This is a genomic window from Burkholderia sp. LA-2-3-30-S1-D2, from assembly GCF_001523915.2.
Lineage (GTDB): Bacteria > Pseudomonadota > Gammaproteobacteria > Burkholderiales > Burkholderiaceae > Burkholderia > Burkholderia diffusa.
Genome location: NZ_CP013383.1, coordinates 2,332,178 through 2,347,281, shown reverse-complemented (window position 1 = coordinate 2,347,281; position 15,104 = coordinate 2,332,178). Strand labels below are relative to the sequence as shown.

The 15,104-nt window shown below is 68.8% G+C and carries 12 protein-coding genes; 7 read left to right on the top strand and 5 right to left on the bottom strand.

The annotated features are described in order from the left end of the window. Positions 1-11: 11 nt before the first annotated feature. On the bottom strand, positions 12-926 hold the full coding sequence (locus WS66_RS10740) for an NAD(P)/FAD-dependent oxidoreductase (RefSeq protein ID WP_059601206.1): 915 nt from the start codon (positions 924-926) through the stop codon (positions 12-14). A gap of 143 nt (positions 927-1,069) precedes the next feature. Here WS66_RS10740 and WS66_RS10735 point away from each other — a divergent pair, with 143 nt between their 5' ends. The 4 genes from WS66_RS10735 (at position 1,070) to WS66_RS10720 (ending at position 6,979) form a co-directional block, all read left to right on the top strand. Continuing rightward, entirely contained in the window at positions 1,070-1,510 is a 441-nt protein-coding gene (locus WS66_RS10735; protein WP_059601208.1) for an RrF2 family transcriptional regulator, read from the top strand. A 269-nt stretch (positions 1,511-1,779) separates the two neighbouring features. Continuing rightward, complete coding sequence (locus WS66_RS10730) at positions 1,780-2,355, top strand: DUF2760 domain-containing protein (protein WP_059601210.1); 576 nt, start codon at positions 1,780-1,782, stop codon at positions 2,353-2,355. Beyond that, positions 2,352-4,193, top strand: coding sequence for an Hsp70 family protein (locus WS66_RS10725; protein ID WP_059601212.1), 1,842 nt, complete (start codon positions 2,352-2,354; stop codon positions 4,191-4,193). Before WS66_RS10730 ends, WS66_RS10725 begins: the two co-directional genes overlap by 4 nt. Positions 4,194-4,198: 5 nt before the next feature. Beyond that, positions 4,199-6,979 carry an Hsp70 family protein gene (locus tag WS66_RS10720; protein ID WP_059601214.1) on the top strand — a complete coding sequence of 927 codons (2,781 nt, stop codon included), beginning with the start codon at positions 4,199-4,201 and terminating at the stop codon, positions 6,977-6,979. 152 nt (positions 6,980-7,131) lie between these two features. Here WS66_RS10720 and ctlX read toward each other — a convergent pair whose 3' ends face one another. Both ctlX and WS66_RS10710 read right to left on the bottom strand, forming a co-directional pair. Beyond that, the gene (gene ctlX, locus WS66_RS10715) at positions 7,132-8,133 is read right to left on the bottom strand and encodes a citrulline utilization hydrolase CtlX (RefSeq protein ID WP_059601216.1); all 1,002 of its coding nucleotides are present in this window, start codon (positions 8,131-8,133) and stop codon (positions 7,132-7,134) included. 59 nt (positions 8,134-8,192) lie between these two features. Continuing rightward, the gene (locus WS66_RS10710) at positions 8,193-9,272 is read right to left on the bottom strand and encodes an ornithine cyclodeaminase (protein WP_059601218.1); all 1,080 of its coding nucleotides are present in this window, start codon (positions 9,270-9,272) and stop codon (positions 8,193-8,195) included. Positions 9,273-9,567: 295 nt separating this feature from the next. Here WS66_RS10710 and WS66_RS10705 point away from each other — a divergent pair, with 295 nt between their 5' ends. Further along, a complete protein-coding gene (locus WS66_RS10705) occupies positions 9,568-9,999 on the top strand; it encodes an Lrp/AsnC family transcriptional regulator (protein WP_059601220.1) in 432 nt (143 codons plus the stop codon). A gap of 217 nt (positions 10,000-10,216) precedes the next feature. Here WS66_RS10705 and WS66_RS10700 read toward each other — a convergent pair whose 3' ends face one another. Together WS66_RS10700 and WS66_RS10695 are read right to left on the bottom strand one after the other, a co-directional pair. Next, a complete protein-coding gene (locus WS66_RS10700; RefSeq protein WP_059601222.1) occupies positions 10,217-11,638 on the bottom strand; it encodes a sensor histidine kinase in 1,422 nt (473 codons plus the stop codon). Beyond that, entirely contained in the window at positions 11,625-12,290 is a 666-nt protein-coding gene (locus WS66_RS10695) for a response regulator transcription factor (protein WP_059601224.1), read from the bottom strand. Before WS66_RS10695 ends, WS66_RS10700 begins: the two co-directional genes overlap by 14 nt. Positions 12,291-12,526: 236 nt before the next feature. Between WS66_RS10695 and WS66_RS10690 the strand changes: the two genes are divergently transcribed. Together WS66_RS10690 and WS66_RS10685 are read left to right on the top strand one after the other, a co-directional pair. Beyond that, on the top strand, positions 12,527-13,543 hold the full coding sequence (locus tag WS66_RS10690) for an ABC transporter substrate-binding protein (RefSeq protein WP_059601225.1): 1,017 nt from the start codon (positions 12,527-12,529) through the stop codon (positions 13,541-13,543). Between the two features lie 113 nt (positions 13,544-13,656). Continuing rightward, the gene (locus WS66_RS10685) at positions 13,657-14,976 is read left to right on the top strand and encodes an MFS transporter (protein ID WP_059601227.1); all 1,320 of its coding nucleotides are present in this window, start codon (positions 13,657-13,659) and stop codon (positions 14,974-14,976) included. Positions 14,977-15,104 lie beyond the last annotated feature (128 nt).

The window sequence follows — 15,104 nt, the reverse complement described above, 5'->3', positions numbered from 1 at the left end:
CTTCGTTCACTTCACGCGTCGAGCCCGAAAATCAACGACCGATGCGCGCCCACGCCGGCCGCGACGCCGGATGCCGACGCGAACGTCGCATTCGTCATCAGGCTCGACGCATCGCCGGCCGCGAACACACCGGGAACGCTCGTCTGCTTCCACGTATCGACGCGAATCGCCGTGCCCAGCGGCCCGTCGTCGAACGCACAGCCGAGCTGTCGGGCGAGATCGCTCGCCATCTCCGTGCGCGCGCCGATGAACAACGCATCGATCGGCACGACTTTCCCGTCGGCGAGACGCAGCGCGTCGATCCGCGGCGCTTCGCCGAGGATCTCGACGGCCGGCGACCGTTCGATACGCACGCCTCGCGCGGCGAGCAATGCGGCTTCCTCCTCGTTCGCTTCGACTACGCGTTGCGTGAACCACGTCGTCGGTCCCCAGTCCGGAATCAGGATCGCCTGATGCACGGAAAGCGGATGCGTCGCCAGCACGCCGAGTTGCCGGCCCGACACCTCGTAGCCATGGCAATACGGACAATGCAGCACGCTGACGCCCCAGCGTTCCGCGAGCCCCGGCAGCGCGGGCAGTTCGTCGCGGATGCCGGTCGCGAGGATCAGCCGCTCGGCGCTTGCACGGCTGCCGTCCGCCAGTGTCACGTGAAAGCGGCCGTTCGCATCGCGCTCGGCGGTGCGCGCCTCGCCGGCGATCCGCTGCAGGGTCGGATAGGTCGCGAGTTGCGCGGCGGCTTCCGCGACGATCTGCGCAGGCGGCTTGCCGTCCTGCCCGAAAAATCCGTGCGCATGTTCGGCAAAACGATTACGCGGCCGCCCGGCATCGATCACGAGCACGCGGCGCCGCGCGCGTGCGAGCTGCATCGCGGCCGACAGCCCGGCAAAGCTGCCGCCGATCACGATCACTTCATGATGGCTCTGCATGTGTTCACTCCTTTCCTGAATCCGTATCAAGCGAAGAACGTGCTCCGATGGCGGCCAACTCATGAAACACGAGAAGTTGCATGATAGGCCGATGGTATCATTCATGCAACTTCATAAGTTTCGAGAGTGGGAGCCAACCGTCCGTGAGAACCGATAGCCGTTTGTCGCGCATGCTGCATGCGCTGATCCACATGGACCAGGCCGACGGCCCGCTGACGTCGGAGGCGATCGCGGCGATGCTGTGCACGAATCCGGTCGTCGTGCGGCGATTGCTCGGCGGGCTGCGCGACTGCGGCTACGTGCAGTCGGAGAAAGGGCACGGCGGCGGGTGGGCGCTCAGCGTCGCGCTCGACGACATCACGCTGCTCGACGTCTATCGCGCGGTGGGCGAGCCGCCGGTATTTTCCGATCTGGTGGCCGAGGATGCACCCGAATGCCTGGTCGAACAGGCGGTCAACGCGCATCTGTCGGCCACGCTGAAGGAGGCCGAAGCGGTGCTGCTTGCGCGCTTCGGGGAGGTCACGCTCGGCATGCTGTCGCGCGATTTCGAGGCGAAGGCGGCGCGCCGCCGCAAGCCGCGCTGACGCGCCGCAACATCGCGACCGTCACCCGACCGCCACTCTATAGCCGGCAGTCCGACGCATCCGGCGCGGCGCGAAACCCGCGCGCCGCCGCGTTCTGTCCCCCAACTTCTGCCCGGTTTGCCCGCCACAGGGCAAAATACGGGTTTTCCGCACCCGAGAGGGCGCGCCCGAATCATGAGCCAGGCGGTGGCAGTGCGCAATCGCACGCCGCCACCGGGCGCCCAGGCAAGATGCTCGCCGTGTCGCGAGCCCACAGGAGTCCAGACCCCATGCCCGAATCCAACCTGTCCTTCTTCGGCCGGCTGTCGCTGGCCGTCGGCACGTTCTTCTCCGTGCTCGGCAACCGCGAGTTCGCGGCCGGCGTGCTGCGCGTACGCGACGGCGCCCCGGCGCCGGCTGCGCCGGCCCCCGCCGCGGCTCCGGCGCCCGCGCCTGTGAAGGCCCCGGCCCCCGAGTTGCGCGAAGCGAGCCCGCAAGCCGCGCTGCAACTGCTCGGCCTGTTGCAGCGCGATGCGCGCTTCATCGACTTCGTCGAGGAAGACATCGCCGGCTACGCCGACGCCGACATCGGCGCCGCCGCACGCCTCGTGCACGACGGCTGCCGCGCTGCGCTGCGCGAGCACTTCACGATCGTGCCGGTGCGCGATGAAGCCGAAGGCAGCCGCGTGACGCTGCCGGCCGGCTTCGACGCGACGGCCGTGCGCGTGACGGGCAACGTGGTCGGTTCCGCGCCGTTCACGGGTACGGTCAGCCATCGCGGCTGGCGCGTGGCCGACGTGCGCCTGCCGAAGCTGACGGGCAGTCACGACGCATCGGTGGTTGCACCGGCGGAGGTGGAACTGTGAGCGATCCGCGCTATTCGATCGGTATCGACCTCGGTACGACCCATTGCGCGTTGTCGTACGTCGACAGCGCCGCGAGCGACGGCGAAAACATCACGCAGCAGGTGCTGCCGATCGCGCAGCTGACCGCGCCCGGCGCGCTGGAGTCGCGCGACCTGCTGCCGTCGTTCCTCTATCTTCCGCATGAAAGCGAGCTGACGCAGGGCGACCTGACGCTGCCGTGGACGGCCTCGCGCGGCTTCGCGGTCGGCGAAATGGCGCGCACGCGCGGCGCGGGCACGCCAATCCGCCTCGTCTCGAGCGCGAAGAGCTGGCTGTGCCACCCGGGCGTCGACCGCCGCGCGGCGATTCTGCCGAGCGATGCGCCGCCCGAGGTGTCGCGCGTGTCGCCGCTGGAAAGCTCGATCCGCTACCTGACGCACCTGCGCGAAGCGTGGGACCACACGCATCCGGATGCGCCGTTCGTCGATCAGGACGTGACGGTGACGATCCCCGCTTCGTTCGACCCGGCCGCGCGCGAACTGACGGCCGAGGCCGCGCGCGCCGCCGGCTACACGCGGATGACGCTGCTCGAGGAGCCGCAGGCGGCGCTCTACAGCTGGATCCAGAAGAGCGAAGGCGGCTGGCGCAAGCAGGTGCAGGTCGGCGACCTGATCCTGTGCGTGGACGTCGGCGGCGGCACGACCGACCTGTCGCTGATCGCGGTGGTCGAGCGCGAAGGCAACCTGGAACTGCATCGCGTGGCGGTCGGCGAGCACATCCTGCTCGGCGGCGACAACATGGACCTCGCGCTCGCGCACGTGGTCGCGCGCAAGCTCGCGCAGCAGGGCACGCAGGCCGATCCGTGGCAACTGCGTGCGCTGACCTACGCATGCCGCTCCGCGAAGGAAACGCTGCTGTCCGACCCGACGACCGATGCGGTGCCGCTTGTCGTGCCGAGTCGCGGCTCGAAGCTGATCGGCGGCTCGATCCGCACGGAACTGACGCGCGCTGAACTCACGCAGACGATCCTCGAAGGCTTCTTCCCGCAGGTCGATGCGGCCGCGCGCCCGGTGAGCCGCGCGCGCGTCGGCCTGACGCAACTCGGCCTGCCGTATGCGCAGGACGCGGGCATCACGCGCCATCTCGCGGCGTTCCTCGGCCGCCAGGTCGCGGCGCTCGACACGCTCGAAGGCGTGCAGCGCACGCTGCCGCAAGGCGCGACGTTCCTGCATCCGACGGCCGTGCTGTTCAACGGCGGCGTGTTCAAGTCGACGCTGCTCACGCAACGCGTGCTCGATACGCTCAACAGCTGGCTCGCCGCCGAAGGCGCACCGCCCGCACGCCTGCTCGAAGGCGCCGATCTCGATCTGGCGGTCGCGCGCGGCGCGGCTTACTACGGTTACGTGAAGCGCGGCCGTGGCGTGCGCATTCGCGGCGGCACGGCGCGTGCGTACTACGTCGCGATCGAGTCGGCGATGCCCGCGGTGCCGGGGCTGGAGCCGCCGGTGCAAGCGCTGTGCGTCGCGCCGTTCGGGATGGAGGAAGGCTCCGACGCGGCGCTGCCGCCGCAGGAGTTCGGCCTCGTCGTCGGCGAGCCGGTGCAGTTCCGCTTCTTCGGTTCGTCGGTGCGCCGCCAGGACCAGGTCGGCACGCTGCTCGACTACTGGTCGCCGGAAGAACTTCAGGAACTCGAGGAAATCCAGGCGACGTTGCCCGCCGAAGGGCGCACGGTCGGCGAGATCGTGCCCGTGAAGCTGCATGCGCGCGTGACCGAAGCCGGCACGCTCGAACTCGAGGCGATCCCGAGCGGCACGGACGAGCGCTGGAAGGTCGAGTTCGACGTGCGCGGCGCCGCCTGAGCACGATGAAGCGCTATACGGTCGGCATCGACCTCGGCACGAGCAACACGGTCGTCGCGTACGTCGAAGCCGGCTCCGACGCGATCCGCGTGTTCGACGTCGAGCAACTGGTCGGCCCCGGCGCGGTGGCCGCGCAGCCGCTGCTGCCGTCGGTCCGCTATCACCCGGCGGCCGGTGAGCTCGCGGCGGACGCGCTGAGGTTGCCGTGGCAGGCGGCCGGCGCGCGCGACGCGGCCGCCCGTTCGGGTGGCGGCCGTGACGGCGCCGCTGGTGACGCGCTGCCGCCCGTGATCGGCCGCTATGCGCGCACGCTCGGCGCGCAGGTGCCGGGCCGGCTCGTGACGAGCGCGAAGAGCTGGCTGTCGCACGCATCGGTCGACCGGCTCGCCGCGATCCTGCCATGGGGCGCGGCCGACGGCGTCGACAAGGTGTCGCCGGTCGACGCGAGCGCGAGCTATCTCGCGCACGTGCGCGACGCGTGGGATGCCCGTTTTCCCGATGCGCCGCTCGCGAAGCAGGACGTGATCCTGACGGTGCCCGCGTCGTTCGACGACGGCGCGCGCGCGTTGACGGTCGAGGCCGCGCGGCGCGCGAAGCTGCCCGCGCTGCGGCTGCTGGAAGAGCCGCAGGCCGCGTTCTACGACTGGCTGTACGGCCAGCGCGAAACGCTGCGCGACACGTTCGCCGACGCGCGGCGCGTGCTGATCTGCGACGTCGGCGGCGGCACGACCGATCTCACGCTCGTCGATGTCGCACCGGGCGACGGCGGCGAGCCGACCTTTACGCGCGTCGGCGTCGGCAATCACCTGATGCTCGGCGGCGACAACATGGACCTCGCGCTTGCGCGCCTGGTCGAAACGCGGCTGACCGAGCCCGGTACGCGGCTGTCGGCCGCGAGCCTGTCGCAGCTCGTCGAGCGTTGCCGTGCCGCGAAGGAGCGGCTGCTCGGCGACGATGCACCGGCGTCCGTCACCGTCACGCTGCTCGGCGCGGGCAGCAAGCTCGTCGGCGGTGCACGTTCGGCCGAACTGACACGGCAGGAAGTCGAACAGATCGTCGTCGACGGTTTCTTTCCGCAGGTCGAGGCCGGCGAACTGCCGCGCCGCGCGCGGGCGGCGATCGTCGAATTCGGGTTGCCGTATGCGAGCGACCCTGCCGTCACGCGGCACGTCGCCGCGTTCCTGAACCGTCACGCGGAAGGCCCGCTGCCCGACACGCTGCTGCTCAACGGCGGCGTGTTCCGTGCGGGCGCGCTCGCCGGCCGTCTCGCGCAGACGCTCGGCGCGTGGCGCGGCGCGCCGCTCGACGTACTGCACAACGCGCATCCGGACGTGGCCGTCGCGCGCGGCGCGGTGGCGTATGGCCTCGCGCGCGCCGGGCACGCGCCGCGCATCGGCGGCGGTTCCGCGCGCAGCTATTTCCTCGTGCTGGACGACGGTGCCGGCGACGCAGCCGCGCGCGGCGTCTGCCTGCTGCCGCGCGGAGCGGAAGAGGGCCGCGAGATCCGGCTGGAGGATCGTACCTTCGCGCTGCAGCTCGGGCAGCCGGTGCGTTTCCACCTCGTGTCGACGGTGGCCGACACCGCGTACCGTCCCGGCGATCTCGTCGCACTCGATGGCGGCGATTTCGTGCGGCTGCCGCCGATCGCGACGGTCGTCGAGCGGCAGGCGGGCAGCGATGCGCGCGAAACGCCGGTGAAGCTCACCGCGTCGCTGACCGAGGTCGGCACGCTCGAAATGCACTGCATCGCGACCGACGACGCGGCACGCCGCTGGCGGCTCGAATTCCAGTTGCGCGGCGACGCGCCGGCGCACGGCGGCGACGATGCATCCGCGCGGCATCCGCGTCTCGACCAGGCCATCGAACTGATCGAGCGCTCGTTCGGCAGCAAGGCCGCGGACGTCACGCCGAAGGACACGCGCCGGTTGCGCGCGCAGCTCGAACAGGTGCTCGGCCCGCGCGAAGAGTGGGACGTCGCGCTCGCGCGCGAACTGTTCGACGCGCTGCTTGCGCGGGCGCGGCGCCGCCGTCGCTCGGCCGATCACGAACGCGCGTGGCTGAACCTCGCCGGTTATTGCCTGCGCCCGGGCTTCGGCCATCCGCTCGACGCATGGCGCATCGAGCAGCTGTGGCCGCTGTTCGACGACGGCATTCAATACGTGAACGACGGGCAGGTGTGGTCCGAGTGGTGGACGCTGTGGCGGCGCGTGGCCGGCGGCCTCGACGACGATGCGCAGACGCAGGTGCGCGACGCGATCGCGTTCCTCGAACCGTCCGACGACAAGCGGCGCAAGCTGCCGTTCGATCCGGGCAAGGTCGGCCCGGCCGACATGACGCGGCTGTCCGCGTCGCTCGAACGATTGCCCGTCGAGCGCAAGGTCGAGCTGGCCGAGCGCCTGATCGCGCAATTGCAGAAGCCGGCCGAGCGTGCGCTGTGTGCGTGGGCGCTCGGGCGCATCGGTGCGCGCCGGCCGTTCTACGGCAGCGCGCATAGCGTCGTGCCTGCGGAAGTCGTCAATGGCTGGCTCGACGCGCTGTTCGCGCTCGACTGGAAGCAGGTCGAGCCGGCCGCGTTCGCGGCCGCGCAGATTGCCCGGATGACGGGCGACCGTTCACGCGACCTGCCGGACGATACGCGCGACGCGGTGATCAAGCGTCTGTCGGCCGCGAATGTGTCGGCCGCATGGATCGACATGGTGCGCGAAGCGATCGCGTTCGACGAAGCCGACACGGCGCGCGTGTTCGGCGAAACGCTGCCGGCCGGGTTGAAGCTGCTGGCCGGGTGAGTGGCGCGATGTGCTCCGGTATCGTTCGGATACCGGAGCATTTCGCGGCGTTGCCGATGCGGGGTGACGCGCGCCGATTCAATGCCCTTCGAACAAAAAACGGCTGCCGTTGCATTGCATCGGCAGCCGTTTGCGCTTTGTGAGCCTGTCGGTCAGATAGGCGGCGTCGTCTCGCGTGGCAATGCGGCCGACTCCGCGGCGATCGCATCCCGCGCCGCCGCCCGCCGCGCGAGATGAATCCCCGCGAGCATGCAGCGCACCGATCCGCCGGCCAGTTCGATCGTCGGCACGTCGAGCGGCAGCAGCCGCGCGGAGCGCTCGATCACCGCACGCTGGTCAGGTGTGAGGCAATCGAACGCACGTCGTGACAGCGCAAGCACACGCCCGTTGCTTCCCGACAATTCCAGCGTATTGCCTGCGAAGTTCGCGATCTGCGACTGATCGAGTGCGATCACCGCACGTCCCGTTTCGGTCAGGCGTTGCGCGATCTCGACGCGGCGCCGGCCGTCGGCGATCAGGTCGAGGCCGACCATCGCGAACTCCGTCGCGACGCTCATCATCACGTTCGTGTGATAGATCGGGCGCCCGTCGGCGTCGGCCGTATCGAAGCAGATCGGCTCGAAATTGAAATGCGTGCAGAAGCGTTCGAGCGCGACCGGATCGGCACGGCGCGACCGTGCGGTATAGGCGATCCGCGCGACGTGGTCGAGCACCATCGCGCCGGTGCCTTCCAGGAACACGTCGTCGTATTCGAGACCCGAATAGTCGATCACGTCCTGCACGCGATACTCGGCCTTCAGCATCTCGACGATGTCCGCACGCCGCTCGCGGCGGCGGTTCGGGCTGTGCATCGGATACAGCGCGACGTGGCCGCCCGGATGCGTCGAGAACCAGTTGTTCGGGAACACGGAATCGGGCGTGTCGCGCTCGCCGTGGTCGTCGAACACGTGCACGCGCACGCCCGCATCGGCGAGCGTCTGCGCGGCGGCCGTGACTTCGTCGCGTGCGGCGGCGGACACCGACGACGTGTCGGTCGAGCCGCCGCCGGTCGTGCGCTGGAACGCGTTGTCGGCCGCGGTCTGCGGGTTCGGCAGGAAACGGTGCGGCCGGATCATCACGACGGCGGCCGGCGCCTGGATCGATACGAGATTCATGGAAGGCAGGAGCGAAAGGCAGGGAACCGGGCAGCGCACGGGCCGCCCGGCGATGACGGTCAGCGCGCGAATGCGGCGACGGCTTCGGTGACGAACGCCGCGTGACCCTGCGCGATCGCGGCCGGGTCTTCGATCAGCGCGAACAGGTTCTTCGGGTCGACGGCCGGCGGAATCAGCGCGATCTCGACACCGGCGTTGTGCTGCTGCGCGAGCGCGTACAGGTAGCGCAGCGCCGAGTAGTCCTCGAGCGCGAAGCCGACCGAGTCGAACACGGTGACTTCGTCCGCGCGTTCGCGGCCGGTCGTTTCGCGTTGCAGCACGCGCCACAGTTCGGTGACGGGGAAGTCGGCCGGCATCTGCTGGATCTCGCCTTCGATGCGCGACTGCGGCTCGAATTCGACGAACACGCGGCCCGCCTGCAGCACGCCCGCTTCAAGCTCGGTCTTGCCGGGGCAATCGCCGCCGACCGCGTTCAGGTGCATGCCGGGCTCGATCATGTCGGCCGTGACGATCGTCGCGTACGCCTTGTCGGCGGTGACGGTCGTCACGATGTCGGCGCCGCGCACGGCGTCGGCGGTCGATGCGGCGCGCACGACGCGCAATTCAGGGTATGCGGCGAGGTTCTGCACGAGCTTGTCGGTCGCGAGCGGATCGACGTCGAACACGCGGATTTCGTCGATGCCGAGCAGCGTGTGGAACGCGATCGCCTGGAATTCGCTCTGCGCGCCGTTGCCGATCAGTGCCATCGTGCGCGAGTCGGGCCGTGCGAGACCCTGCGCGGCGAGCACCGACGTGGCGGCCGTGCGCAGCGCGGTCGTCAGCGTGAGTTCGGCGAGCAGCAGCGGGTAGCCGGTATCGACTTCGGCGAGCGCGCCGAATGCCATCACCGTGTGCATCCCGCGCGTCGCGTTGACGGGGTGGCCATTCACATATTTGAACGCGAACAGCGACGCGTTCGCGACGGGCATCAGTTCGATCACGCCGTCGCGCGAGTGGCATGCGACGCGCGGCGACTTGTCGAAATCGGCCCACTGCAGGTAATCGGCGCGCAGCGTGTCGACGAGTTCGCGCAGGAACGTCGTGACGCCGGTTTTGGCGATCAGGCGGGCGGTGGCGGGAACGTCGAGGAAGCGGGTCATCGGTCTGTCTCCATTGTCTTTGCCGGTACGGGTGTCCTGGCATTCCGGTCGACCGGGCGATGCTTCGGTGCGGGCGCGGGCTTGCTGAAAAGCGGCGGCACGGCGTATTCGGCCGGTCGATGGAGTCATTATTTCCGGGAGTCGAGCCAACAAAAAGACGGCAAAAGTGGCAGATTTATCGATAGACTTGTCAAAATGCCAGCCATGTCCGGCAGTTTGACAGGTTCGCGCTGGTCGGAATGCGCAGCCTCCGGCACGCTGGCGGCCGGTTCACGCTCAACAGGAAGGCCCCGTCATGATCACGCTCGACGACGTCGACCGGCAGCTGATCGCGCTGCTGCGCGACAACGCGCGACTGCCCGTCGTCACCCTGGCGAAGGAGTTGCGCGTCGCGCGCGCGACCGTGCAGAACCGGCTGACGCGGCTGGAGAAAAACGGCGTGATCGTCGGATATACGGTGCGGCTCAAGCCGGCGGCCGAACGGCACCGGATCCGCGCGCTGATGTCGATCGCGGTGCAGGGCAATCGCGGCGCCGAGGTGGTGAAGGTGCTGCGCGGGCATCCGAATGTCGCGTCGATCCACAGCACCAACGGCCGCTGGGATCTCGTCGCCGAGCTGCATGCCGATTCGCTCGAGCATTTCGATCGCGTGCTCGGCGCGATCCGGCTGATCGACGGCATCGCGAGTACCGAGACGAGCATTCTGCTGTCGACGCACAAGGCGTAGCTATCCAGTTGCATTGCTATTGCTGAAGTTGCGATGCTGCGGATGTCAGGAAACGCGCCGACGTCGACACGTTGTGGTGGCCGTTCTGCGACCGCCAGTATGGACCGGCTGGTGCGCGACATGAGGGGCACAATGCCGACGACGATCGCGACAGCGACGACTGAGCGTCAGTCGCCATGTGGCGTTCGATCGGTCGTGCGTCAGATCCTACGGTAACCTAAGCTTTGCCTGCGCGCTGCGTCGCCGCCCTCGGAAACGTCATCACCACCGCGAACCCGCCGGCGTCCGGAAACGCGAACCCGATGCGCCCGCCGTGCGCTTTCATGACTTCCTGCACGATCGCGAGCCCGAGCCCCGACCCGGTTCGACGCTCGCTGCCGTCCGGCGCGATCCGCACGAACGGCTGCAATGCCGCCTCCCAATGCTCGCGCGGAATCCCCCGCCCGTTGTCGGTGACGGTCAGCGTCACCGCTTGATCCGCGTTGCCCGCGCTGGCGACCGACACGACGATATCGTCTGCATGTCCATGCAGCAGCGCGTTGTGCAGCACGTTCGACAACGCTTCTTGCAGGCTGATCGCATCGCCGTCGATCCACGCATGCGGGGCGTCGCTCGCGAACGCGACGGCCACATCGCGCGTGTCCGCGAGCGGAATCGTGCGGCCGAGCACGTCCTTCGCAAGCGCGACGAGTTCGACGGGTTGCAGCGGCACGACCTCGGTGCGATGAATCACCATCGCATGATTGAGCAACTGCCCCGTGAGGCGGCCGACGTCCGCGCTGGTCGCGCGCAGCGCGTCGAGCCGTGCCGCATGGCGCGCGGGATCGGATTCCCCGTCGAGTAATTCGATCTGCGCGTCGAGCCGCGCGAGCGGTGTGCGCATCTGATGCGCGGCGTCGGCAATGAAGCGCTGCATTGCGTTGATGCGCTCGGCCAGGCGGTGTATCAACCCGTTGATCGAGCCGATGATCGCGTCGATCTCGCTCGGGGTGTCGACGGCCACGGGCCGCAGGTCGGCCGGGTCGCGCGCGGCGATGAGCGTGCCGATCTGCGCGAGCGGGCGCAGGCCGCGCCGGATCGCGAGGCCGCTCGCGCCGATCGCGAGCACGCTCATCAGCAGGATCAGCGTCCACACCTTGATGCTCATGTCGTTCGTGAGCTGCTGGCGCGCGTTGGTGGTTTGCGCAACGGTCACGAGCGCCCAGCCGGGCGTGCTTTCCTCGGGCATGTAGCGCGCGATGGTCGCCGTGCGGATCCGGTGCCCCTGGTAGACGGCGTTCGCGAACGCGGGGCCCTGTTTCGCGGCGGCGAGCGTCGCGGGGCTCGCGAGATCGTTGTAGCCGGCCACGACGACACCGCGCGAATCGACGACCTTGTAGTAGACGAGGTCGTAGCGCGACAGCGTCGACAGCGCGGCGACGGGCGGGTTCAGCGCGAGCACGCCGCCTTGCACGTAGAGGTTCTCCGCGACCTGGATCGACGCGCCGGCGAGCAACTGGTCGTACGCGCGTTCGGCCGCGACGCCCGCGTAGTAGCGCGCGATCACCGCGAGCGCGAGCGCGCCGGTCGCGACGACGAGCGCGATGAACAGCAGCGTGCGCCCGAACAGGGTCTTCGGGAACCAGTCAATGCGCGGCAATCTGATACCCCATCCCGCGCGCGGTGCGGATCTCGACCGAGCTGCCCTGCAGCTTCCTGCGCACGCGTGTCACGTACTGCTCGACCGCGTTCACGGTCGGCTCGTTGCCGAAGCTGAACAGCTGGTTCAGCAGTTCGTCCTTGGAGAAGATCCGCTGCGGGCGGCTTGCGAGAATCTCGAGCAGCGCGAATTCCTGGCGCGACAGCGACAGCGGCTGGCCGTCGAGTTCGGCAAGCCGGCTGCTGCGGTCGATCACGAGGCCGCCGAGCGTCAGCACGTCATTCGCATGGCCGCTGTTGCGGCGCAGCAGCGCTTGCACGCGCGCATCGAGCTCGCGGTAGTCGAACGGCTTCACGAGATAGTCGTCGGCGCCGAGGCCCAGGCCGCTCACTCGGTCGTCGATCGCGGAACGCGCGGTAACGAGCAGCACCGGCGTCGTGCTGCCCGACGCGCGCAGGTTGCGCAGCACCGAGAAGCCGTCGAGGCCGGGCAGGTTCGCATCGAGCACGACGAGGTCGAAGCGCTCGACGCGCAGCAATCCGTTCGCGGTCGAGCCGTCGGTTTCGAGATCGACGGCGTGGCCGAGCCGCGCGAGGCGGCTGCGGATCGCCGCGCCGATTTCGGCATCGTCCTCCACGACGAGAATGCGCATGGTGCCGTTTGCAGGTAGATGAGTTAGGGGTTTTCCCGGGGCCGGGATGTCAGCATTTTCTCAGACTCGCTCGATAACCTGTGTTCAGCCGGAACGAGCGATCACGGCATTAATACCAGAGGAGACGGCAACATGCAGCATGTCACGGGCACGACGAAGGCGCGGCCGAATGCACGGCGAAACCTGACGCGGGCTGCCGCGTCGTCGCTTGCCGCCCGCGGTACGCAGGCGTGCGCATGACGACGTCGCCCCGCCGCCGCGCGTTGCTCGCCGCCGGCCTCGGCATGCTTGCCGCACCGTCGCTGGTGCGCGCGAAGCCGCGCACGGTGCGGATATCGAAAGGCTACGGCGTGCTGTACCTGCCGCTGCTCGTGATGGAGAAGCAGCGCTTGTTCGAGCAGCACGCGGCGCGGCACGGCGTGCGCGAGGTCGCGGTCGACTGGGTGCTGCTCGACGGCGGCAATTCCGTCAACGACGCGATGATGGCCGGCACGCTCGATTTCGCGGGCGCCGGCGCGCCGGGCTTCATCGAGCTGTGGGCGCGGGCACGGGGGATTCCGAACGTCGAGGTGATCGGCATCAGCGGATTGTCCACGACGTCGCTGTCGCTCAATGCGAATCGGCCGGGTCTTGCGTCGTTGCGCGACTTCACGCCGTCCGACCGGATCGCCGTACCGGGCATCCGCACGTCGCTGTCGGCGGTCGTGCTGCAGATGGTCGCGAGCCGCCAGCTCGGCGCGAAGCATTTCGCGCAACTCGATTCGATCACCGTGAACCTGCCGCATCCGCAAGCGATGCAGGCGCTGATCCGCCGCGAGAACGGCGTCACGGCGCACTTCACGTCACCGCCGTTCTCGACCCTCGAGTTGCGGCAGCCGGGCATTCATCGCGTCGTGAATTCGGTCGACGTGCTCGGCCCGCTGACGCTCGACGTCGTGTTCGCGCCGAAGCGGCTCGTCGATACGGAACCCGCGCTGGCCTCGGCATTTCTCGGCGCGCTCGACGAAGCGAACCGCCTGATCGCGCAGGACCCGCGCGCGGCGGCCGCGCTGTATGCGGCCTCGTCGGGTGTCGGCGTGTCGCACGACGACGTGATGCAGATGCTCGCCGCGCCGGACACGCGATTCTCGGTGCGGCCGAACCAGCTGATGGACTACGTCGAATTCCTGTATCTCGCCGGCACGATCAAGGCGAAGCCGCGCGCATGGCACGAGATGTTCGCGCCGATGCTCGACGACTACCGGACCGGCTGATCGCCGCCGTCCGTCGCCGGACCCCGATTTCATCGAACACCCCCGCGCCCGCGCGTGCATCGCGCGCGGCGCCGATTCAACCGACAAGCAACCGATTCACGGAGGAGCCCGCAGTGAATACCACCGAAACCCTGGACCCCGCGTCCGCCGAAGAGCAGCGCATCATGTCGAAGATGGCGCGGCGCCTGCTGCCCATCCTCGTCGTGATGTTCCTGATCGCGTTCATCGACCGGCAGAACGTCGGCTTCGCGAAATTGCAGATGGTGCACAGCCTCGGGATGACCGAGGCCGCGTTCGGTCTCGCGTCGTCGCTGTTCTTCATCGGCTACCTGCTGTTCGAGGTGCCGAGCACGCTCGCGCTGCATCGCTATGGCGCACGCGTGTGGCTTGCGCGGATCATGCTGACGTGGGGCCTCATCACCGTGCTGATGGGCTTCACGACGTCGATGCCCGCGTTCTGTTCGCTGCGCTTCCTGCTCGGGATCGCGGAGGCCGGCTTCTATCCGGGCGTGATCTATTACCTGACGCTGTGGTTTCCGCAGAGCTACCGCGCGAAGGTGCTCGGCATCTTCACGCTGGGCAGCGCGCTCGCGAACATGCTCGGCTCGCTGGTCGGCGGCGTGCTGCTGGGCCTGAACGGCGTGTGGGGGCTCGCGGGCTGGCAGTGGGTGTTCGTGGCGACGGGCATCCCGGCGGTGATCGTCGCGATCGTCGTGTTTCGCGTGCTGCCGGCGTCGTTCCGCGATGCGCCGTTCCTCGACGAACGCGAGAAGCAGATCGTCGCGGCCGCGCTCGAACGCGAGAAGCCGGCGCAGGCCGAGCATGCTCAGCCGTGGAAGGCGCTACTCGATCCGCGCGTGATGCTGTTCGCGGCGACCTACATGCTGATGTCGACGTCGTTGTACGGCGTCACGTACTGGCTGCCGACGATCGTCAAGTCGTTCGGCGTGTCGAGCAGCACGAACGGCTTGTTGAGCATGCTGCCGTGGGCGCTCGCGGTATTGCTGCTGCTGTGGCTGCCGTCGAAGCTGCGCCGCGCGAAGAGCATCCTGCGCACGATCGCGATCGTCGCGGCGCTCGGTGCGCTCGGCTTCCTGCTGAGCCTCGTGCTGCCGTCGACGCCGCTGCGCTTCATCGCGCTCGTGCTCGGCGGTGCGTGCATTCCGCTGCTGTATCCCTGCTTCTGGTCGATGCCGCCGCGCTACTTCACCGGCGCGCGTGCTGCGGCAAGCGTCGCGGCGATCAACTCGATCGGCAACCTCGGCGGCTTCTTCAGCCAGAACCTGATGCCGTTCGCGGGCAAGGTGACGGGCACCGCGTTCGGCCCGATGATCGTGCCGATCGTGTGCCTCGCGCTGCTCGGGATCGGCGCGCTGGTCGCGTGGTCGCGATCGGAGCGGGCGATGTCCAGATCCAACCTGGGACGATGCTGAAAGCCGCACGCGCGGCGATGGAGACCGATCAGGCGAATGGCAGCGCTCGACGAAAACGTTCGAACAACTCACCATCCTGACCGTTCGTCACCAGCGGGAAAGGACGACGACTGACCCCCGCAGCGGCA

Coding starts and splice junctions, on each gene's coding strand:
- WS66_RS10740 (WP_059601206.1), bottom strand. CDS start 926: ATGCAGAGCCATCATGAAGTGATCGTGATCGGCGGCAGCTTTGCCGGG.
- WS66_RS10730 (WP_059601210.1), top strand. CDS start 1,780: ATGCCCGAATCCAACCTGTCCTTCTTCGGCCGGCTGTCGCTGGCCGTC.
- WS66_RS10720 (WP_059601214.1), top strand. CDS start 4,199: ATGAAGCGCTATACGGTCGGCATCGACCTCGGCACGAGCAACACGGTC.
- ctlX (WP_059601216.1), bottom strand. CDS start 8,133: ATGAATCTCGTATCGATCCAGGCGCCGGCCGCCGTCGTGATGATCCGG.
- WS66_RS10710 (WP_059601218.1), bottom strand. CDS start 9,272: ATGACCCGCTTCCTCGACGTTCCCGCCACCGCCCGCCTGATCGCCAAA.
- WS66_RS10705 (WP_059601220.1), top strand. CDS start 9,568: ATGATCACGCTCGACGACGTCGACCGGCAGCTGATCGCGCTGCTGCGC.
- WS66_RS10695 (WP_059601224.1), bottom strand. CDS start 12,290: ATGCGCATTCTCGTCGTGGAGGACGATGCCGAAATCGGCGCGGCGATC.
- WS66_RS10690 (WP_059601225.1), top strand. CDS start 12,527: ATGACGACGTCGCCCCGCCGCCGCGCGTTGCTCGCCGCCGGCCTCGGC.